At 65.8% G+C, this 21,478-nt stretch carries 16 protein-coding genes; 5 read left to right on the top strand and 11 right to left on the bottom strand.

The features are described 5' to 3' along the window. Positions 1-430 precede the first annotated feature (430 nt). From OU419_RS19945 to OU419_RS19930, 4 genes are all read left to right on the top strand, one after another. The gene (locus OU419_RS19945) at positions 431-2,398 is read left to right on the top strand and encodes a DUF1302 domain-containing protein (RefSeq protein WP_254474860.1); all 1,968 of its coding nucleotides are present in this window, start codon (positions 431-433) and stop codon (positions 2,396-2,398) included. Between the two features lie 59 nt (positions 2,399-2,457). Continuing rightward, positions 2,458-3,825, top strand: coding sequence for a DUF1329 domain-containing protein (locus OU419_RS19940; RefSeq protein WP_254474861.1), 1,368 nt, complete (start codon positions 2,458-2,460; stop codon positions 3,823-3,825). A 273-nt stretch (positions 3,826-4,098) separates the two neighbouring features. After that, a complete protein-coding gene (locus OU419_RS19935) occupies positions 4,099-5,181 on the top strand; it encodes a WD40/YVTN/BNR-like repeat-containing protein (RefSeq protein ID WP_408004903.1) in 1,083 nt (360 codons plus the stop codon). Between the two features lie 14 nt (positions 5,182-5,195). Then, the gene (locus tag OU419_RS19930; RefSeq protein ID WP_254474863.1) at positions 5,196-7,577 is read left to right on the top strand and encodes an efflux RND transporter permease subunit; all 2,382 of its coding nucleotides are present in this window, start codon (positions 5,196-5,198) and stop codon (positions 7,575-7,577) included. Between the two features lie 76 nt (positions 7,578-7,653). Here OU419_RS19930 and OU419_RS19925 read toward each other — a convergent pair whose 3' ends face one another. From OU419_RS19925 to OU419_RS19885, 9 genes are all read right to left on the bottom strand, one after another. After that, positions 7,654-8,727, bottom strand: coding sequence for an alpha/beta hydrolase family protein (locus OU419_RS19925; protein ID WP_254474872.1), 1,074 nt, complete (start codon positions 8,725-8,727; stop codon positions 7,654-7,656). A 50-nt stretch (positions 8,728-8,777) separates the two neighbouring features. Then, positions 8,778-10,427, bottom strand: coding sequence for a BatD family protein (locus OU419_RS19920; RefSeq protein ID WP_254474874.1), 1,650 nt, complete (start codon positions 10,425-10,427; stop codon positions 8,778-8,780). After that, the gene (locus tag OU419_RS19915; protein ID WP_254474876.1) at positions 10,424-12,178 is read right to left on the bottom strand and encodes a VWA domain-containing protein; all 1,755 of its coding nucleotides are present in this window, start codon (positions 12,176-12,178) and stop codon (positions 10,424-10,426) included. Before OU419_RS19915 ends, OU419_RS19920 begins: the two co-directional genes overlap by 4 nt. Further along, a complete protein-coding gene (locus OU419_RS19910; RefSeq protein WP_254474878.1) occupies positions 12,175-13,209 on the bottom strand; it encodes a vWA domain-containing protein in 1,035 nt (344 codons plus the stop codon). The genes OU419_RS19915 and OU419_RS19910 overlap by 4 nt, the downstream gene beginning before the upstream one ends. Then, a complete protein-coding gene (locus OU419_RS19905; RefSeq protein ID WP_254474884.1) occupies positions 13,202-13,699 on the bottom strand; it encodes a DUF4381 domain-containing protein in 498 nt (165 codons plus the stop codon). Before OU419_RS19905 ends, OU419_RS19910 begins: the two co-directional genes overlap by 8 nt. After that, positions 13,696-14,640, bottom strand: coding sequence for a DUF58 domain-containing protein (locus OU419_RS19900; RefSeq protein WP_254474886.1), 945 nt, complete (start codon positions 14,638-14,640; stop codon positions 13,696-13,698). The genes OU419_RS19905 and OU419_RS19900 overlap by 4 nt, the downstream gene beginning before the upstream one ends. Continuing rightward, positions 14,640-15,599 (bottom strand): AAA family ATPase, encoded by a 960-nt coding sequence (locus OU419_RS19895; RefSeq protein ID WP_254474888.1) that lies wholly within the window; start codon positions 15,597-15,599, stop codon positions 14,640-14,642. The genes OU419_RS19900 and OU419_RS19895 overlap by 1 nt, the downstream gene beginning before the upstream one ends. Positions 15,600-15,644: 45 nt before the next feature. Further along, entirely contained in the window at positions 15,645-16,532 is an 888-nt protein-coding gene (locus OU419_RS19890; protein ID WP_254474890.1) for a DUF1353 domain-containing protein, read from the bottom strand. A gap of 158 nt (positions 16,533-16,690) precedes the next feature. Then, positions 16,691-17,728, bottom strand: a complete 1,038-nt coding sequence (locus OU419_RS19885; protein WP_254474892.1) for an ABC transporter substrate-binding protein — start codon at positions 17,726-17,728, stop codon at positions 16,691-16,693. Positions 17,729-17,970: 242 nt separating this feature from the next. On the opposite strand from OU419_RS19885, the gene OU419_RS19880 reads away from it, so the two are divergent. Next, positions 17,971-19,458: a PucR family transcriptional regulator gene (locus tag OU419_RS19880; RefSeq protein ID WP_254474893.1), complete on the top strand. Its 1,488-nt coding sequence runs from the start codon at positions 17,971-17,973 to the stop codon at positions 19,456-19,458. Here the strand turns inward: OU419_RS19880 and OU419_RS19875 are convergent. Together OU419_RS19875 and OU419_RS19870 are read right to left on the bottom strand one after the other, a co-directional pair. Continuing rightward, positions 19,448-19,792 (bottom strand): cupin domain-containing protein, encoded by a 345-nt coding sequence (locus OU419_RS19875; RefSeq protein ID WP_254474895.1) that lies wholly within the window; start codon positions 19,790-19,792, stop codon positions 19,448-19,450. The genes OU419_RS19880 and OU419_RS19875 overlap by 11 nt on opposite strands. 14 nt (positions 19,793-19,806) lie before the next feature. Continuing rightward, positions 19,807-21,192, bottom strand: a complete 1,386-nt coding sequence (locus tag OU419_RS19870) for an NAD(P)/FAD-dependent oxidoreductase (RefSeq protein WP_254474897.1) — start codon at positions 21,190-21,192, stop codon at positions 19,807-19,809. Positions 21,193-21,478: the final 286 nt, after the last annotated feature.

The raw sequence follows: 21,478 nt of genomic DNA, 5'->3' as shown, positions 1-21,478 counted from the left end.
CATTGGTTGGTAACACCTTTTTGTTACTTATCGAAATTGAACGATAGCCACCTTATCGCGCAAACGCATTGACGCGACGGTGCCGTGCTGTCTGCGTCGGGCTTTCCAGGGGCAGATTGCGCCACTTCGAGGGGCGGATGGCGCAATCGGTCACCGTATTTGATCAGTGGATGATCAGTCACAAAAAGTAGCGGGACATATCTTTAAATTTTGTAAGCAAAATCAGACATGTCTGAATTATTGGCACTGGGGTTGCACCGGCCGATGCCGCTTAGCCTTTGCCCGTCCATTGGGTCGGGGGGCGTGTCGAGCACCTTTGGGGGAGTTTCCTCAGATCGACGACAACAAGGCCGTGGAATAACGGCTGACAGGCGAACCGTCCGTACTGGCGGCGCCCCTACAGAATGATCAGTCCATGGAGTGAGTCCTAATGGAAATCCCAGTTCGCAAGCCCGTCTTGCGCTTTGCACCTGCTCGCGCGGGTTTCGCCCTGGCAGGCGTGCTGCCGCTGCTGATGTCGGTTCCGGCTGGAGCCGTCGAATTCAGCTTCCTCGATAACGAAGTCAGCGGCTCGCTGGATACCACAGTGTCCTACGGCGCCCTTTGGCGTGTGCAGGGACAGGACAAGACCAACAACGACATCAACGGTAACGACGGCAACCGCAACTTCAGCACCGGCCTGGTTTCCGAGGTGTACAAGATCACTTCCGACCTGGAAGCGACCTACAAGAACTACGGCATGTTCGTGCGTGGCTCCGCGTTCTATGACACCCAGATCATGGACAAGCGCAACGACTACTACGAGAACAACCAGCCGCCGCAGCCGAGCCAGACCTACCCCAACAGCGACCGCTTCACCAGCGAGACCCGCGATGCCGCCGGCAACCGTGCGGAAATCCTCGATGCCTACGTCTATGGCAACTGGGATGTCGCCGAGCGTCCGGTTACCGCGCGCCTGGGGCGCCAGGTGTTCAACTGGGGCGAGGGCCTCTTCTACCGTGGTGGCGTGAACACTACCAACCCGGTCGATGCCGCCAAGTTCCGCCTGCCGGGCTCGGAGCTGAAAGAAGTACTGATGCCGGTCGAGGCTCTCAGCTTCAACGTCGGCCTGACCGACAACCTGTCGATGGATACCTTCTACCAGTGGAACTGGAAGGAAACCCGCATCGACCCGGTCGGCACCTTCTTCTCCGAGACCGACCTGTTCGCCGATGGCGGCAATACCGCCTACACCACGGTGGGCGCTCTTTCCAATCCGCTGTTCCAGAGCCTCTACCCGCAGCTCTCGGCAGCCCACGTGGGCGGCCTGCAGGGCACCGAGTACCTGGACTCCAATGGCGTGTTCAAGGTCGCCCATGTCGGCAAGGACATCAACGCCAAGAACGACGGCCAGTTCGGCGTAGCTTTCCATTACATCGCCGAACAACTGAACTCCACCGAGTTCGGCTTCTACTTCGTCAACTATCACTCCAAAGAGCCGACCATCTACGCCGACCTGAACCGCGATTACGCCGGCGTGAACCTCGATCAGCTCGCCGGTGTGGGTGGCTTCTCCTCCTACAATCAACTGGTCAACGCGGCTGCTGGCGGCAACGCGATGGCCGGTCAGGTGCTGAGCCTGGTCAACGGCGCCACCTCGGTGGACGTGGCCAACCAGGTCAACGCCCGTCGCGAGTACGTCGAGAACATCCGCATGTACGGCCTGAGCTTCAACACCACCGTGGCCGACGCCTCGGTATTCGGTGAACTGGCCTACCGTCCGAACCTGCCGATCGGCATCGCTACCACCAACGACCTGCTCGGCGACCTGCTGGTCCAGGCCCCGGCGCTGGCCAGCGGCAAGACCGTGAACATCGGTGGCGGCCAGGTCGCTATGACTGACCAGATCCACAACTACGAGCGTGTCGAAGCCTTCAACACCTCGCTGGGCACCATCTACAACTTTGGCCCGTCGCTGTCCTTCGACTCCCTGATGGGTGTGGCGGAACTGGCTTCCGAGCACCTGCGCGGCAGCAGCCTGAAATACACCGCCTACGACGGTTCGACCCGCTACTACTCCGGCCGCGCGAATGGCGCCTATATCTCCGGCTACGACCGCGACGATCAGGTGAACAAGAACGCCTACGGCTACACCCTGCTGCTCTCGGGTACCTGGAACGACGTCTTCGCTGGCGTGAACATCTCGCCATACGCTGTCTACAAGGACGACTTCGAAGGCAACTCCTACCAGACCGGCAACTTCATCGAAGGCCGCAAGGCCTACACCCTGGGCGTCAAGGCTACCTACCTGAACTCCCTGGAAGCCGAGCTGCAGTACACCGAGTTCTACGGTGCAGGGCAGAACAACTCCAGCCGCGACCGCGACAACATCGGCTTCAACGTCAAGTACTCCTTCTAACGACAAGCACTCGCCGGGCGCCCGATGCGCCCGGCGCGTGAAATTCACGGAGATTCACCATGCGCAACATGCGTACCCTGGTCGGCGCGGCAGTGGCCCTGGCCCTGAGCGCCGGCAGCGCCCTGGCGGCCGTTTCCCCGCAGGACGCAGCCAAGCTGCAATCGACCCTGACCCCTCTGGGCGCCGAGAAGGCCGGCAACGCCGCCGGCACCATTCCGGCCTGGACCGGCGGCATCACCCAGGCGCCGGCTGGCTACAAGCCGGGCCAGCACCACATCGATCCGTTCGCCTCTGACAAGCCGCTGTACACCATCACCAAGGCGAATCTGGACCAGTACAAGGCCAACCTGACCCCGGGGACACTGGCGATGTTCGCCACCTACCCGGATACCTTCCAGATGCCGGTGTACCCTAGCCGCCGCAGTGGTTCGGCGCCGCAGTGGGTGTACGACAACACCTTCAAGAACGCCACCAGCGCCAAGCTGGCCGAAGGCGGCAACGGCTTCGTCGATGCGTTCGGCGGCATTCCGTTCCCGATTCCGCAGAACGGCGTCGAGGCCGTGTGGAACCACATCGCCCGCTACCGCGGCACCTACATCGTGCGTCGCGCCTCCGAAGTGGCCGTGCAGCGCAACGGCGACTACTCGCTGGTGACCTCGCAGCAGGAAGCGCTGTTCAAGTACTACATCCAGGGCGGCAGCTTCGCCAATCTGAACAACCTGCTGTTCTACTACCTGTCGTTCACCAAGAGTCCGGCCCGCCTGGCTGGCGGCGCAGCGCTGGTCCACGAGACCCTCGACCAGGTGAAGGAACCGCGTCAGGCCTGGGGCTACAACGCCGGCCAGCGCCGCGTTCGCCGTGCACCGAACCTGGCCTACGACACCCCGATCGCTGCCGCCGACGGCCTGCGTACCGCCGACGACACCGACATGTTCAACGGCTCGCCGGACCGCTACGACTGGAAGCTGGTCGGCAAGAAGGAAATGTACATCCCGTACAACAACTACAAGGTCTCCAGCCCTGACGTTAAGTACAAGGACCTGCTGACCCCCAACCACCTGAATCCGAAGTACACCCGTTACGAGCTGCATCGCGTGTGGGTGGTCGAAGGCACCCTGAAGCCGGGGTCGCGCCACATCTATTCCAAGCGCGTGCTGTTCCTCGACGAGGATAGCTGGGGCGCCGCCGAGGTCGATCAGTACGACGGTCGTGGCGAGCTGTGGCGCGTGTCGCTGGCCTACCTGAAGAACTACTACGAGTTGCCCACCACCTGGACTGCCCTGGATACCTTCCACGACCTGCAGGCCCGTCGCTACCACGTGCAGAACCTGGATAACGAAGAACCGAGCACCATCGACTTCAGCCAGGCTGTGCCGGACGACTCCTACTTCAGCCCGTCCGCGCTGCGTCGCCGCGGTACTCGCTGAGTTCGATCCGCTGTAGAGAGAGCCCGCCATCACGGCGGGCTTTTTCTTGCCCGCGAAAAACCGTCGTGCTGCGCAAGTGTTACCGCACTCCCCGCTGGAAACCCCTGGGCACGCGCTTTTCAGCGTATGTGGCGATGAGCAATCATCCTTTCGAGTGAGGTGGCCCGGCCTTAACAAAAGATAACGTGCGTTTAATTGTCAGCCCCGCAAAAGGCTGGCTATATAGCGACCACACTCCATACCGCCTGCATAAGAACAAAGAGGTAAAGGCATATGCGTGAGCCCCAGTGGCGCACTAAGAGCGAGCAGCCCGTCTCGGGGGCGACGCTCTCCGTCCCGATGTCGCGCAAGACGATTTCCCTGCTCGGCGCACTTTCCTTCCTGGTGATGTCCGTCGCCCCCCTGTCTGCCGTCGCGGCAACCGAGGCGGCCAGCGACTTCAACTCGATCCCGTCGGCCAAGGCCGCCAGCAGCCTGCTGTTGAGCGTCGCCCATGCCGGCCAGCGCCTGGTGGCGGTGGGCGATCACGGGCACATCCTCTATTCCGATGACGCCGGCAAGAGCTGGACGCAGGCCACCGTGCCGACCCGCCAACTGCTGACCTCGGTATTCTTCATCAATGACAAGAAGGGCTGGGCCGTCGGCCACGACGCGCAGATCCTCGCCACAACCGATGGCGGCACCACCTGGACCCGCCAGTTCGAAGACCTCAAGCGCGAAGCGCCTCTGCTGGACATCTGGTTCCAGGACGAGAACCACGGCATGGCCGTGGGGGCCTATGGCGCACTGCTGGAAACCACCGACGGTGGCAAGAACTGGGAAGATGTCAGCGATCGCCTGGACAACGAAGACCAATACCACCTCAACTCCATCGCGTCGGTGAAGGACACCGGCCTGCTGGTAGTGGGGGAGGCGGGCGCCATCTTCCGCTCCAGGGACTGGGGCCAGACCTGGGAGAAACTCGAAGGTCCGTACGAAGGCTCGCTGTTCGGCGTGGTCGGCACCCGCGAAGCGGGCACTGCGCTGGTCTACGGGCTGCGTGGCCACCTGTTCCGCACCACTGACTTCGGCGACACCTGGCAGCAGGTCAGCCTGCCCACCGCCAACGGTGGCGAACTGGAGTTCGGCCTTTCCGAAGGTTCGCTGCTGGCCGACGGCACCATCGTCGTCGTCGGACACGGCGGCAGCGTCCTTGAAAGCAAGGACGACGGCAAGAGCTTCAGCGTCTTCAACCGCTCCGACCGCCTGTCCCTCGCGGGTGTGAGCAGCGCCGGCAACGGCAACCTGGTGCTGGTAGGCCAGGGCGGTATCCATCTGGCTACGGCGACCGGCGCCGAGCTGACAGAACAACAATAAGCCGGGGAGTCGCAATGAACGCTCTGAGCACCCATCACCAGGACAAGGCGACCTTCCTGGAGCGCCTGATCTTCACCCACCGGCCGTTCGTGATCATCACTTGCCTGCTGGTGACCATTTTCCTCGCCTACCAGGCGACCCAGGTTCGCCCCTCCACCAGCTTCGAGAAGATGATCCCGCTGCAGCATCCGTTCATCCAGAACATGCTGGAGCACCGCAACGACCTGGCCAACCTCGGCAACACCGTGCGTATCTCGGTGGAAGCGGTGAATGGCGACATCTTCACCAAGGAGTACATGGAAACGCTGCAGAAGATCCATGACGAGGTCTTCTACATTCCCGGTGTCGACCGCTCCGGCATGAAGTCGCTGTGGAGCCCCAGCGTGCGCTGGACCGAAGTGACCGAGGAAGGCTTCGCCGGCGGCGAGGTGATTCCGCAGACCTACGACGGCTCCGCCAAGGCGCTCGATCAACTGCGCAACAACGTGTTGAAGTCGGGTCAGATCGGCCGCCTGGTTGCCAACAACTTCAAGTCGAGCATCATCGATGTGCCGCTGCTGGAGGTCTATCCGGACCCGAAGGACCAGGGCAAGCTGATGAACCTGGACTACCGCCAGTTCTCCCATGAGCTGGAAGAGAAGATCCGCGACAAGTACCAGTTGCAGAACCCGAATGTGAAGATCCACATCGTCGGCTTCGCCAAGAAGGTCGGCGACCTGATCGACGGTCTGCTGATGGTGGTCGGCTTCTTCGGTATCTGCTTCGTGATCACCCTGGTGCTGTTGCTGTGGTTTACCAAGTGCGTGCGTTCGACCATCGCCGTACTATCCACCACCCTGGTGGCGGTGATCTGGCAGTTGGGCCTGCTGCACAGCATCGGTTTCGGGCTGGACCCGTATTCGATGCTGGTACCGTTCCTGATCTTCGCCATCGGTATCTCCCACGGCGTACAGAAGATCAACGGTATCGCCCTGCAGTCCAGTGACGCGGAAACCCCGCTGCTGGCCGCCCGCCGCACCTTCCGCCAACTGTTCCTGCCGGGCATGATCGCGATCCTCGCGGACGCCGTCGGCTTCATCACTCTGCTGGTGATCGACATCGGCGTGATCCGCGAACTGGCCATCGGCGCCTCCATCGGCGTGGCGGTGATCGTGTTCACCAACCTGATCCTGTTGCCGGTAGCGATCTCCTACATCGGCATCAGCAAGAAGGCTGTGCAGCGCAGCAAGGAAGACGCGGTACGCGATCATCCCTTCTGGCGCATGCTGTCCAACTTCGCCAGCCCGACCGTGGCCCCGATCTCCGTAGTCATCGCACTGGCAATGTTCGCCGGCGGCATGTGGCAGGGCCACCACCTGAAGATCGGCGACCTCGATCAGGGTGCTCCGGAACTGCGTCCGGATTCGCGCTACAACCTGGACAACGACTTCATCATCCGCAACTACTCCACCAGCTCCGACGTTCTCGTGGTGATGGTCGAGTCGGCGTCCGAAGGCTGCTCCACCCACAGGACCATGTCCGCCATCGACGAGCTGGCCTGGCGCCTGGAAAACACCGAGGGCGTGCAGTCGGCAATTTCCCTGGTCACCGTCTCCAAGCAGATGATCAAGGGCATGAACGAAGGCAACCTGAAGTGGGAGTCGCTGTCACGCAACCAGGACGTGCTGAACAACTCCATCAGCCGTGCCGAAGGCCTGTTCAACAGCAACTGTTCGCTGGCGCCCCTGCTGGTATTCCTCAACGACCACAAGGCCGAGACTCTCGACCGTGCGGTCGCCGTGGTGCAGGAATTCGCCAAGGCCAACGACAAGGATGACCTGAAGTTCAAGCTCGCCGCCGGCAACGCCGGTATCGAGGCGGCCACCAACGAGGTGATCAAGCACTCCGAGCTGACCATCCTGATCCTGGTGTACATCTGCGTGGCGGTGATGTGTCTGATCACCTTCCGCTCCTTCGCCGCGACCCTCTGCATCGTGCTGCCGCTGATCCTCACCTCGGTGCTGGGCAACGCGCTGATGGCAACCCTTGGCATCGGCGTGAAGGTTGCGACGCTGCCGGTGATCGCGCTGGGCGTGGGTATCGGCGTGGACTACGGCATCTACATCTACACCCGCCTTGAGTCCTTCCTGCGTCAGGGCCTGTCGCTGCAGGAGGCGTACTACGAGACCCTCAAGTCCACCGGCAAGGCGGTACTGTTCACCGGTTTGTGCCTGGCCATCGGCGTCGCCACCTGGATCTTCTCGGCGATCAAGTTCCAGGCCGACATGGGCCTGATGCTGACCTTCATGCTCCTCTGGAACATGTTCGGTGCCCTGTGGCTGCTGCCGGCGCTGGCTCGCTTCCTGATCAACCCGGAAAAGGTGCGTCAGAAGAAGGCGTCGATCCTGGTTCACTGATCGATCGCTGTGCGCTGAATGAAAACCGCGGCCTTCGGGCCGCGGTTTTTTTATGGGCGCAGCGTCAGTGCGCCGATCAATGCGGCGACAAGCGCTGGATGGGCTTGACCGGGGTGCCGTCGTTCCAGCGGCCCATCGATAGCTGCGCCGGCGTTCCGCCCAGCGCGTAGTCGCGGTCCTGGCCGTAGAAGGCTGCATCGCACAGCGCATCGAACAGCTTCCAGGTACCGAACCAGTCCATCGCATCGGTGGCCAGCGCGTTATGGATGTTGGGCTGGCCCTGCTTGAGGCGCTGGCGCACACGCTCCTGCACGCGGTTGAGCAACCAACTGGATGAGTCGCTGGGTGGGTAGCGCGGGTCGAAGCGCGGAGCGGTGGGTGCGGCGTGGTTGGCCAGTAGCGGCGGGCTGCCGTGGCGGTCGCTGCGCAGCAGCAGAAGGTCCTTGTCGCGGGCGGCCACCTGGGTGCTTTCGTTGTAGATGCGCCGTGCATCGTCGCAGGCGACGCGCTCGTCCTCGTCGCCGCAGACGGCCAGCAGCAGGGTGCCGACGGGGATTCCCGACAACGGCTCAAGCGGCACCTCACGCCAGCGCGGGCCACTGCTGCGGCCCGGTTCCACGGCCATCAGCGCGGCGGGCCGGGGAATCTCCAGGCGTTGCCAGGATGCTGCCAGGCCGCTGGCGATCAGGCCGCCGGCGGAGTGGCCGAGGTAGGCTGCGTGCTGTAGCTCGGGGCGAACCCCGAGCTTGCCCGCGCGCAGGTCTGTGACGGCGCTGCGTACGGCATTGGCGGCGTTGGGCAGGAAGTCCGCCGCGGGCGTCTTCAGGGTTGCCTGGTAGCGCGGATAGACCAGGATCGCGCCGCGCCGGACGATGTGCTCGATCCAGGCGCGGTACAGGTCAGGCTGCATGACACTCCAGCCGTGGGTGAACACCACCAGCGGCGCGCTTTCCGGTTGTGGGCGGTCCGGGGTGAAGACCCAGTACTCGTTGCCGCCGACGTTGAAATGCCACTGGCGCACGTCGGCGTGGCTATAGCTGGAGCCGCCGGGGCCTTGCAGCGGCTGGGGTGGCGGCAGGGCCAGCTCGGCGCGGGAGAGAGGGCTCAGCAGCAGGCCGATGAATAGTGTGAGGAAGCCGGAGCGGGGCATCTGGGTGCCTCTTGGCGGAGCTTGCCAGCAAGCATAGCCCGCCCGTTGGCTCAGCGCGGATAGAGCGGCGGCAGGCTGCTCGGTTCCGCCGCGGGCGCGGCTTCCGGATCGGCGCCGGGCAGGGTGCGGATGGCGCGCCAGAGGTCTTCGCCCTGCCAGTTCCGTCCGCCTTCGCTGTCGCTGTAGAGCGCGCCATTGAGGCTGTCCATCGCGTCGGACAGCGGCACGAAGCGCGCCGCCATGTCAGCCAGGGTTTCCGGCTGTTGACGTGCCCAGGCGTCCAGAGCCTGGCGGGTGGCGTGCGGGTCGTTGGCCTGGCAGGCGCGGCGCAACTCGTCGAGCAGCGTGCGCGCGCTGGGGCCGGCGACCGCGGCACGGATCACCGCCGGCAGCCGGCGGGCTCGCCACCACAGGCCGAAGCCCAGCAGAGTGGTGAAGGCGAGGATGGCGCAAGCCAGTTGCCAGGCCCAGAGACGCGCCGGCTCCTGCGTCTGGGAGTGACCGGACGGCGTACCGGGCGTTTCGCCGGAGGCTTCCAGTTGCGGATTGGCCGCTACCTCCAGGGTGCGCGCCGGCAGGCTGGTGCGCTCCACGCGATTCTCCCGGGTGTTCCACCAGACCACTTCTATCGCCGGCAACTGCACCTGGCCGGCATGGTCGGCGATCAGCGCCTCGCGCTCCTCGCGGCTGCCGATGACGCCTTGCTCGGTACTCTGGTTGGCCAGTTGCGGCTGGTCGGGGTAGTGGCGCAGCTCGCCGGGGAGCGTCTGTGGCAGGGGCGGCAGTTGTGCGCTGGAGAGACCCTCCACCCGCAGCATGATGTTGCGCGTCAGCGCCTCGCCTTCGCGGGCCTGTTCCGGCTGCGGGCTCCAGGTCTCACTGAGGCTGAGCGCGCGCGCCGGCAGCCACGGCGCATTCGCGGGATAGTCGGCGGGCTTGGGTTTGATCTCCAGCGGGATACTCGGCGAGATCACGCGGATCTGCTTGCCAGGCTGCGGCCCGAAGGGGTTGTAGGTCTGGTTGCGCTGCTGGGCGACCTGGGTGGCATTGAAGGTCTGCCCGGGAATCTCCAGGGTGCCGCTCTTCTGCGGGAAGATCGCGTAGCGCATCTCGATGACACCGTGGCGCACGCCGTTGATTTCCTTCTCGTAGGTGCGCGGCTCGCCCAGCGGCTCGACGCGGGCGTCGGCCATCTGCAGCGGGGTAAGGCTGCTGTCGTCGTACAACGAAACCGAGTGGTAGATGCGCAAGGTCAGGATCACCTGCGCCTGCACGTAGCCCTCTTCATGGTCGACACTGGCGTCGATGAAAACCGGCGCCAGCTTCTGCTCGCCAGTGCTTTCCTCGGCCTTCAGCACGTGGAGGCTGATCGGTTCGGAGGCGCTGCCGCCCAGGTGAATCGGCGGAATCTCCACAATGCCTTCGCTGCGCGGTTGCAGCGTGACGATCCAGCGGGTGGTGGCCTGGGTCTTGCCGTTGAGGGTGGTGAGCCGGTTGACCTGACGCGTGCCGAGCACCATGAACTGGGCATCGAGTGGTGTCAGGTCCGGCTTGCCGAATAGCGTGGGATCGTCGGATTCCAGCGTCAGGTCGATGCTCTCGCCTTCGTTCAGGCGCGTGCGGTCGACACTGGCCGTGAAGCTGGCCTCGGCCTGGACGGCGGCGAGGCAGAGCAGGGTCAGACAGATCAGCCGTTTCATTGCTTGGGTTCCTGGCGCTGCTGCTGCTGTTGGTACCAGAACTTGCGGCGCAGCAGTTCGGATGGGTCGTCGGGAATCTGGCGCAACCATTGTTCCAGAGCCTGGCGGCGCTCGTCACCCAGTGGACCGGCATCCTGCGGGTCGGTTTCTTCCCGGGCGGCGCTGGCCTTGTCGTCGCTCTGGCTGGCACCGGGCTTGCCACTGATATCCTGCTCCGGCGTCTGGGCGGACGGGGTGGGCTGCGAGTCGTGCTCGGCGGACTGCTCCTCGTCGTGCGGTGCGTCCGTGGCCTGTGCCTGCGCCTCGCTGGTTTCGCCGGGCGCAGCGTTCTGCTGCTGCGATGATTCGTTAGCGCTGCTTTGCGGGGACTTCTGCCGCTGGCGCAGCAACTCCTCCAGCAGGTCCTTGTTGCGCTGGGCGTCGAGCAGCTCGGGGTCGCGCTCCAGCGCCTGCTCGTAAGCGTCGATTGCCGCTTCCAGCTCGTTCTGGCGGGCCAGGGCGTTGCCACGATTGTAGTGGTCGGCGGCGCCGTCGCCCTGGGCGAAAGCCTGCGCGGCATCGGCATAGTCGCCGGCTTCGTAAAGGGCCAGGCCACGCCAGCGGAAGTCCTCGAAATGCTCGGCGGCCTGCGCCGGATGCTGGGCGTCGAGCAGACGCTGGCCTTGCTGGTCGGGCCTCAGCCAGAGGTCGGTGAACTCGAATGCGTTGGCGGTCTGCGGCGGCGACCACAGCAGCGGCAGCAGCACTGGCAGGCTGAACAGCCAGCCGCGACGGCCGGCGCAGGCGGCGAGCAGCAGCAACGGCAGCAGCAGCCAGTAACCCTGGTCGGCCCAGCGTTGCAGGCGCAGCAGCGTGTCCTCTTCACTGACCTGCAAGCCCTGGGTGCTGTTCAGCAGGCCGAGGTTGCGCAGGTCGCTGCTGTTCTGGCGCAGGCGCTGGAACTGTCCGTCGAGGTCACTGGCGAACTCGCGCAGGATGGTCTCGTCGAGGCGTGGCACCAGGATGTTGCCCTGCTCGTCCTTGAGGAAGGTACCGTCTTCCTGGGCGATGGGGGCGCCGCCCGGGGTTCCGCTGGCGAGCAGCAGCAGGTCCTTGCCCTTGCTCCTGAGCGCCTTGCGGATGCCCTGGCGTTCCTGTGCATCGAGGTTGCTGGTGATCAGCAAGATACGGCCATTGCCTTCGGCGCCCTGGTTGAGCAACTGCAGCGCCTGCTCGATGGCGAGGTCGGCGCGGCGGCCCTGCTCGGGCATGATCGATGGTTTGAGCGCGTCCAGCAGGTTGCGCGCGGTGCCCAGGTCATTGGACAGCGGCACCAGCGTATGAGCGCTGCCTGCGTAGACGACGATGGCGGTCTGTGCGTCGCTGCGGGCCTGCAGCAGGTCGAGAATCTTCCGCCGCGCCTGCTCCAGCCGGCTGGGCGGCAGGTCGGTGGCGAGCATTTCCGGGGTCAGTTCGAGGACCACCACCAGCGGATCGCTGCGCTCCATCGCCGGCTGTTCCAGTTGCTGCCAGCTCGGGCCGAGCAGGGCGAGTACCGCCAGCAGCCAGGCCAGGCCGAGGAAAATCCAGGGATGCCGCTCATGACGTCCACCGCCACCGGACAGCAGCCACGGATGGAAGGCCGGCGGCAGTAGCAGTTGCCAGCGGCCCGCACGGCGCTGGCGATGCCAGAGCTTCCACAGCAGCCAGCCGAGCAGCGGCAGCAGGAGCAGCCACCAGGGGCGCAGCAGGTGGGGCCACAGTGCGCTCATGGCTGGCGCTCCCGGCGCAGACGCGCCAGCCATGCTGGCCAGCGCCAGTCTTCCGGCGGCCAGAGCTCACGGACCACCAGGGCCACGCTGATCAGCAGTGCCGCCAGCAGCGGCCAGCCGTAGAGCGCCAGGGCGGGGCGCGCCTGGGTCGGTTTCTGCTCCACTGGCTCCAACTGGTCGAGGCTATCGGAAATCCGCTGCAACTCCTCACCGTTACGGGCGCGGAAATACTGGCCACCCGTGGTTTCGGCGATTGCCTTGAGGGTCGGTTCGTCGAGGTCGAGCCCCGGGTTCAGGCCGAACAGCCCGGCGACGCCGCCTTGTTGCGGGTCGGCGCCGATGCCGATGGTATAGACCTTCACTTGTTCTTCAGCGGCCAGGCGGGCAGCGGTGCGCGGGTCGATCTCGCCGGCGGTGTTGGCGCCATCGGTGATCAGCACCAGCACGCGGCTCTGCGCAGGACGCTGGCGCAGGCGTTTCACCGCCAGGCCGATGGCGTCGCCCAGGGCGGTGTCCTTGCCGGCGATGCCGATCATTGCCTCGTCCAGCCAAACGCCCACGGTATGGCGGTCGAAGGTCAGCGGTGCCTGCAGATAGGCGCGGGTGCCGAACAGGATCAGCCCGACGCGGTCGCCTCGACGCGCCTCGATGAAGCCGCCGAAGAGTTTCTTCACCAGGTCCAGGCGGCTGATCTCGTCGTCTTCCCAGCGCATGTCGGCGTAGTCCATCGAGCCGGAAACATCCACGGCGAGCAGCAGGTCGCGCCCGCTGGCAGGGATCGGCAGGGGGGCGCCGACCCATTGCGGGCGGGCTGCCGCCAGTAGCAGGCAGAGCCATAGCAGGATGAACGGCGCCTGCTGGCGCCAGGCGGGCAGGCGTGCACGTGCGCGGCGGCCGGCGAGACCTTCGAGTTCGTGGAGGAAGCTGACCTTGAGTGCCGCTTCGCCGCTATCCGCCGGAGGCAGGATGTAGCGCATCACCCAGGGCAGCGGGGCGAGCAGGAGTATCCACGGCCAGGCTAGCTCAAACATGCTTGCGCACCCAGGTTTCCACCGACGCGGCGAGCCCGTCGATGGCCTTGTCGTCCAGCTTGCATTCGGAGCGGTAGCCGCCTTCCACCAGGATCATCCAGCGCGTCAGGCCAGCGGCGGGACAGCGGTTGTCGAGGAAAGCCAGCCAGGCGCGGCCGCTTAGTGTGTGGCTGTGGCTGTCGGGCCAGCGTGCGCGCGACAGGCGCTTGAGCAGGCCGTTGATCGCCTGCAGCCAGGGCCCGGCGGGAGCGCCATCGTAAGGGCGTGGCAGGCGCTTGAGTTCTTCCAGAGCGGCCTGGCGCAATGGGTCGAGCGGCGCTTCTTCGGTCTGTTTCGATACGCGCCGTGGCTGCCAGCGCTGGCGGGTGAGCCAGAGCACCCACAGCAGGATCGGAATCAGCGCGGCGACCAGCCACCAGCCCGGCGCGGGAGGCCACCAGGCCACGGGGGCGGGGCGGATCAGCGGTTGCAGTTGGTCGAGCGGGTTCATCGGGCGTATCCCGGCTGGTGCTGTTCCAGCAGGCTGCGCAGTTGCTCGACCAGTTCTTCCTGAGTCGACAGTGGCAGCAGGGGAACGCCCAGGCGTTGCGCCAGGCGGGTCCAGCGTTCGCGGCGGGCTTCGCCGAGGGCGCGGTACGCCAGGCGCTGTTCGTCGATGTGGGTGTCCAGTTCCAGTTGCGCCGGTCCTTGCGCAAAGCGCAGGAGGCCCGCTGCGGGCAGCGCGTGGTCGAGCGGGTCGGAGACCGGCAGCAGCACCAGGTCGGTATGTCGCGCCAGCAGGGCCAGTTGCTGTTCGGCGAGGTCGCCCAGGGCGCGCTCATCGCATACCACGAGGATCAGGCTGCCGGGGCGCAGGACTTCGCGCGCGCGGCGCAAAGCCATGCTGAAGCCGTCGCCGCTGTGGCTCAGGCTGGAGCCGGCGAGCAGGCCGTGGTTGGCGCGCACGATCAGGTTGAGCAGTTGCAGCAGGCTCTGCTTGCTGCGTCGTGGGCGGATTTCGTGGCATTCGCTGTCGGTGAATACCAAACCGCCGATGCGGTCGTTGTGCGCCAGCGCGGACCAGCCGATGAAGGCGGCGGCGCGAGCGGCGAGAACGGATTTGAAGGACAGCCCGGAACCGAAGAACAGACGGGTGCTCTGCTCGACGAGGACGAACACCGGGCGCTCGCGCTCCTCGTGGAACAGCTTGGTGTGCGGCTCCTGGGTGCGCGCGGTGACGCGCCAGTCGATGGTCCGCACGTCATCGCCGGCCTGATACACGCGTACCTGGTCGAAGTCCACGCCGCGCCCGCGCAGCCGTGAGTGGTGCAGGCCGATCAGCGGGCTGCGCCGCGACGGCGTGGAGAACAACTGGACTTCGCGCAGGCGGTGGCGAATCTCGATCAGTTCGCCGAGAGTCACCGTTACGCCTGGCTGGTCGCCGCTGTGCATCAGGCCACGGCGACCACGTCGAGGATGCGCTGGACCACGCGGTCCTGGTCGATCCCCGCGGCTTCGGCCTCGAACGACAGGATCAGGCGGTGGCGCAGCACGTCGAACAGCATCGCCTGGATGTCTTCGGGGCTGACGAAATCGCGGCCAGCCAGCCAGGCATGGGCGCGCGCGCAACGGTCGAGGGCAATGGAGCCGCGCGGGCTGGCCCCGTAGGACAGCCACTCACCCAGCTCGGCATCGAACTTCGCCGGGTTGCGGGTGGCCATGATCAGTTGCACCAGGTATTCCTCCACCGCGTCGGCCATGTACAGGCCGAGGATTTCCTGGCGTGCGGCGAAGATCGATTCCTGGGTGACCTGGCGCTCCGGCCGGGTTTCGCCGTGCAGCGCCTCGCCGCGTGCCTGCTGGAGGATGCGGCGTTCCACGGAGGCTTCGGGATAGCCGATCTTGACGTGCATGAGAAAGCGGTCGAGCTGCGCCTCGGGCAGTGGATAGGTGCCTTCCTGCTCGATGGGGTTCTGGGTCGCCATCACCAGGAACAGCGGCGGCAGGTCGTAGGTGCTGCGGCCCACGCTGACCTGGCGCTCGGCCATCGCTTCGAGCAGTGCCGATTGCACCTTGGCCGGTGCGCGGTTGATTTCGTCTGCCAGCACCAGGTGGTGGAAGATCGGCCCCTGCTGGAAGACGAAGGTGCCGTTTTCCGGGCGATAGATCTCGGTGCCGGTGATGTCCGCCGGGAGCAGGTCGGGGGTGAACTGGATGCGGTGGAACTCCGCCTCCAGGCCTTCGGCAAGGTCCTTGATCGCCTTGGTCTTGGCCAGGCCGGGAGCGCCCTCCACCAGCAGGTGGCCATCGGCGATCAGGGCGATGAGCAGGCGCTCGATGAGCTTTTCCTGGCCGAGGATCTGGCTGGAGAGGTATTGGCGCAGCGCAAGCAGCGACTCACGATGTTCCATCGCGTGGGGTTCCTGGACGAGGGTGGGGCTGTCGGGGCCAATACTTTACTGCATCGGCAGTTCCTCGGGGAGCGCCGGGATTCTCATCGGCGGATCGCCGGCCTCGGCGTCGCCCGCTTCGCCGTCGTCCAGCGGTGTGAGGCAGCGCAGCGTGCTGTTGGGGTTGCGCACGTGGCGCATGTCCGGCGCACCGCCCAGCACGACCGCGAGGTAGTACACGAAGGCGACCGGGCGCGGCATGCCGGCCTCGAGCAGCATGCGGTGGAACAGGCGGTCGGCCTCGGACTTGGTGACCGGCGCGACGTTGAGGAACTGGTACAGCGCGTCATGCACCAGGCTGGCGTGGTGGGCTACCGGCCAGAACATCAGGCGCTGTTTCTGCTGACCATTGCACAAGCTTTGCACCGGCTCCAGGTGGTCCCACCAGTCCGGCGTGCCGAAGGTGGCGATCCAGTAGAACGGCACCTTGGGCGAGCAGCCGTCCCAGGCGTAGGTTCGCTGGCAGCCGAAGTCGTAGCTCACGGTGCCGGCGGCCAGGTCCACACTGGCCGGGCCGGGGTTGATGATGATCCGGCCATCGTGCACCACCAGCCACTCGCTATAGAAATAGCGGCCCTTGAAGACCGGCTCTTGGCGGACCAGCGGGAAGTCGATGTAGTTGATCCACGGCCCGTTGCGGTCGCGGCTGCAGAAGCCCCAGCGTTCGATCGAGCGCTGGCGTGCTTCGGCAACCCGGCGCAGACGCTCGCGCCGGCCGATGCAGCGTGGCAGCAGCACGCCGAGGTAGACCGGCAGCGCGCCGGCCAGCAGCGGGCGGATCGCCAGGGGCAGGAACAGCCAGGCCAGGGCCATCAGCACACAGCCCAGCAGAGTGACCAGCAGGTTGTCCAGGTGGCGCAGCAGCGGGCGGCGCAGGGGCGGGCGAGGTTGCATGGCGTCCGTTCCGTAAGATCGGTGGGGCAACATAGCAGTTGGCTATTACGCCCGCACCTGGAATGGCCGAAAGGGAAGTAAAAAGGCCGCCCGGGAGCGGCCGAGGACAGCCGGGGCCGGATGACCCCGTACTGTGGAGAAGCAAGTGGCGAGCTGGCCTATTTCGCCGCCCAGGCGTTGAAACGTTGTTCCAGTTGCTCGCCGTGGTCGGCCCAGAAGCTGGCGTTCATGGCTACCTGGTGTTCCAGGTTGGCGGCATCGGTGGGCATGTTCTTGCGCCGTTGCGGATCGACCAGGTCCACCGCCTGGGTGTTCACCGGGCCGTAGGCGATCTGCTCGGCGTAGGCCTTCTGCTGCGCGGTCTGGAGGACGAAGGAGATGAACTTCAGGCCTTCGTCGCGATTCTTCGCGCCCTTGGGAATGGCGAAGGCATCCATGTCGTAGATGCCGCCGTTCCAGACGATGCGCAGGTTGCTCTCGTTCTGCACGGCGGCGATCCGGCCGTTGTACACCGAGCTCATCACCACGTCGCCGGAGGCCAGGTACTGCGGCGGCTGGGCGCCGGCTTCCCACCACTGGATGTTCGGCTTGATTTCGTCCAGCTTGCGGAAGGCACGGTCCTGGCCCTCCTGGGTGGCCAGAACCTTGTAGACGTCCCTGGGTGCCACGCCGTCGGCCATCAGGGCGAACTCCAGGGTGTACATCGCGCCCTTGCGCAGGCCACGTTTGCCGGGGAATTTCTTCACGTCCCAGAAGTCGGCCCAGCCGCTGGGGGCGGTCTGCAGCTTGTCGGCGTTATAGGCGAGCACCGTGGACCAGACGAAGAAGCCGACACCGCAGGGTTGCACTGCGCCATCGAGCAGGCTGCCGCCGGCCTGGGCGATGGCCGGAAGCTCGCCGATCTCCTCCAGCAGGCCTTCGTCGCAGGCGCGGGCGAGTTCGGGCATTTCCATCTCGACGACGTCCCAGGACACGCTGCCGGTGTCGACCATCACCTTGACCTTGGCCATTTCGCCGTTGAACTCGCCGGCGACGATCTTCGTGCCGTGCTGCTGCGTATAGGGTTCGTAGAAGGCCTTGACCTGGGCCGCCTTGTTGGCGCCGCCGTGGGAAACCACGGTGAGGTCGGCGAAGGCCGGGCCGGCAGCGGCGCAACCCAGGGCGAGGAGGAGGGAAAGACTCAGCGACTTGTTCATTGTTGTATTTCTCCGTCGAGCGGTATGGCAGAGGCTGGAGGACTCGGCGCCGGTGGCCAGGCAGAAGATGGCGTGGCGATCCGCGAGCAGTCTCGATGGCGCGGCGAGCGGCGGGCAATCAGACGGAACCAAGAATTGCCAGCACCGGCTCGTACCTCCGTACTAAGGCATCGGGCGCCGCGACAGGTCATGCTGGGCAATGCCATGCTTGGCACCTTCACCGAATCTCTGGGGTCACCCGCATGCCGCTCTGCATCCAGGACATCATCGATAGCGAACCCCTGCGCACTCGCCTGCTTTGCGGCGCCGAGGGCACGCGACGGCGGTTGCGCTGGGCGCATGTCTGCGAGTTGTCCGACCCGACCGAATGGCTCGGCGAGGGGGACCTGCTGATGACCACCGGCATCGGCATTCCCGCCGATCCGCAGGCGCAGCGCAGCTATCTGGAGCGCCTGGCCCGGGCCAAGGTCGCCGGGCTGATGATCGGCGAGAACATGCAGGCGCCGGCCGACCTGGAGGCGCTGCGCGATACCGCCGAGCAGCTCGGTTTCGCGGTGCTGATGACCCACTATTCGGTGCCGTTCTCCGCGGTGACCCGCAGCATTCTCGATGCCGGGCGCCAGGAGGAATTCGAGCGGCGTACCGCCATCAGCCGCATCTATGAAAGTGCGCGCATGGGGTTGCGCGGCCTGGGGCTGGCCGACCTGGTCGAACGCCTCGGTCGCGATGTCCAGGCCCGGTTGTTCCTGTTCGATCCGCTCAGCCTGGAGCCCTGGCAAGCGGAATTGCAGGCGCTGCCGGAGACCTGGCGCGAGGTGCTGCTGGCTCGCCGGCAGGAGCTCAAGGGTGGCTCGCCGGCGGTTCTGCGCTGTGCCGGTGCCCAAGGGGAGGCGCTGGTGATGGCGCTGCCGTCGCAGGTGGACTGCGCGATCCTGGCCTGTGGCGGCGAATTGCTCGACTACGGCCTGCTGCATCATCTGGTGGCGGTGCTCGGGATCGAGCTGGAGCGTCTGCAGGTAGAGCGCGAGCGCTGCTTGCGTCTGGGTTCGGAGTTGCTCGACGATCTGCTCCAGCAGCGCTTGTCCGAGCGCGCGGCGGCGGAACGCCTGGCTCAGTTGCTGGGGCCGGCTGAGTGTGCGGTGCTGGCCGTTGCGCGTGCAGACGCGGCTGTGCCCGCCGAGTGGCAGCGGCGCCTGCGTCGGCAGAACGTGCAGTTCCTGGTGCGCAACCAGGGAGAGGAACTGGTGATGCTGCTGGCCGAGCGTAGCTCGGCGCCCGAGGTGCAGGCCGGGCTGGAGGGCATGCTGGGGGTAAGCGCGCCATTGGGGCATGCCGGGCGGATGGTGGAAGCGCTGCGCGAAGCGCGCCTCGCCCTGGCGCACGCCTGCGCGGCGCGGCCGCTGATGGACTATGCCGAGGCGCGGACCGAGCAACCCTGGCTGCCCGGCAGTCTGGACGAGGCAGTGCGCGTGCATCGCAACGTGCTCGGCCTGCTGGCCGACTACGACCAGCAGCAGGGCGCTCAGTTGCAACGCACCCTGCGGGTTTTCCTGGTGCACAACCGCTCCTGGCAGAAAGCAGCGCAGGAGCTCAACGTGCACAAGCAGACGCTGGTCTACCGGATTCGCCGCATCGAGGAAATCTGCGGCCGTTCGCTGGACTCCACCGAGGATGTCGCGGTCCTCTGGATCGCCCTGCGGGCGGCCGAGATCGCCGGTCTCAGGGAATGATCACGAAGCTCTTGCGCAGCGTCTGGCGAATATCCCAGGTCCCGGCGCAGTTCGCCGGGAACAGCACGGCATCGCCCGCGCGCAGTTCGATCGGCTCGCCATCGTCGGGAACGAAGAAGCCGTGTCCGGCGACGATATGGCTGAACTCTCTGGCCAGCACCTGACGGCGCCAGCGTCCCGGCGTGCACTCCCAGACGCCGGTGAGCAGGCCGTCGGCGCTCTGCTGGGAATGGGTCGCGGCGTCGGCGACCGGTTCTCCGATCGGTTCCTTGACCGGCGTGGAGCAGGGCAGGGCGAGGCTGGCGGTCGACGCCAGCAGGATGGGCTGTGGCATGGTTGTCTCCTGGGTCACAGATTCTTGTCTTCGAGGCCGGACGGGGCGAACGAGGCGAGCGTCTTGTCCAGCCAGGCCGGCTGGCGTCCGTCGGCTTCCGCGAGCTCCTTGCGCTGCACCGCACTGCGTACCGCCAGTCCGCCGACATAGCGCAACGGTTCGGGAGGGAAGCGCTTGGGCTGGCGGCCGACCAGGCCACAGCGGCTCCATTCGTCGTTGAGGCCCAGCGCCAGGCTGGCGAGGATGCGCCCGCCGATGCGGCTGGGGCCTACTCCATTGCCGCTCCAGCCGACGCCATAGACGATGTGCGGCGCGTCATCCAGATGGCCGAATACCGGCAGGCTGTCATAGGTACGGTCGATCGGGCCACTCCAGGCGTGGGTGATGGGGACGTCCGCCAGTTGCGGATAGCTGCGGCGGAAGTCCCGCTCGGTATCTTCGTTCAGCAGCGGGTTGTCGTCGTAACGGCCGTCGACCCGGCTGGCGTAGCTGATCATGCCGGTTCCCTTGCCGAAGGCGATGCGGCCGTCATGGGTGGTCCGGTAGTAGTCGACCATCAGTTGCGAGTCGGTGATCGCTTCGCCGCCGGTCCAGCCGATCTGCTCCAGGCGCTGCGGGATCGGCGCCGTGGCGACGATGGTACTGGTCACCGGCAGGATGATCCGGCGCAGTTCGGGGATCGCCGCCGCCCAGGCGTTGTGGGCGAGCACCACGCGCCGGGCCCTGACGCTGCCGTCGGGCGTGCGCAGTTGCGCGGGCTGGCCGCGCTGGAAATCCAGCACCGGGGTGTTCTCGTAGATCCTTACGCCCTTCTCCAGCGCCACGCGGCGCAAGCCCCTGGCCAGGCGTGCCGGTTGTACCGTGGCGTTGCTGGCTTCGATCACCCCTTCGAGATGGCGCGCAGAGCCGCTGCGGCGTGCGACTTCATTGTCGGGCAGCGGCTGGAAGACTGGTTCGCCCAGGCGTTCGCAGGTGCGCTGCACATCTTTCCAGGCACCGCGTTGGGCATCGCTGGTGGCTGTCCATAGCCAGCCGTTGCGGCGGAAGTGCGCGTCGATCCTGTGCGCTGTGCAGAACTCGCCGATCTCGCCGATCGCCGCCGCCGAGGCCCGCGCCAGGCGCAAGGCTTCTTCCTTGCCGCACTGCGCTGCCAGCGAGCTGATCTTCGGCCACCAGGACATCACGAAGCCGCCGTTGCGTCCCGAGGCGCCGCCGCCGCAGATGTCGCGCTCGAGGATCGCCACCTGGCAGCCAGGTTGCAGCTCCAGCAGGCGCAGCGCGGTCCACAGCCCGACGAAGCCGCCGCCGACGATTGCCACATCCACTTCCAGCTCGCCCTTGAGAGCGGGCGTCGGGTCCAGTTCGGCGGCAATTTCCTGCAGCCACAGAGAGCGTTTCATCAGTCTGATCCCATGCGTTTCTCGATGTCGCACTCTGGTCCGTGCTCCGCCCGGCGGACAATCGTGCATTGCATGGAATTCTTCGCCGTAGCTCATACAAACGTACGAGGCCGACGCGTCGGGAGGTTGCCGCAGGCTGAACGAATATGTCGCAGCCCCGTAAGCGGGCGGTAGCCAGTCCCGATAAGCTCGGTGGATCGGTGACCGCCCGGTCGGGATGGTCAATCTGGGGTCACACTGGCCGTTGATACCTGTGATCCGCCCCGAGACGCGCAAGCGAACTACG

The sequence above is a fragment of the Pseudomonas triclosanedens genome, assembly GCF_026686735.1.
Lineage (GTDB): Bacteria > Pseudomonadota > Gammaproteobacteria > Pseudomonadales > Pseudomonadaceae > Pseudomonas > Pseudomonas triclosanedens.
Note: the sequence above shows the minus strand (reverse complement) of the source record. Positions and strands in the feature narration are given on the sequence as shown.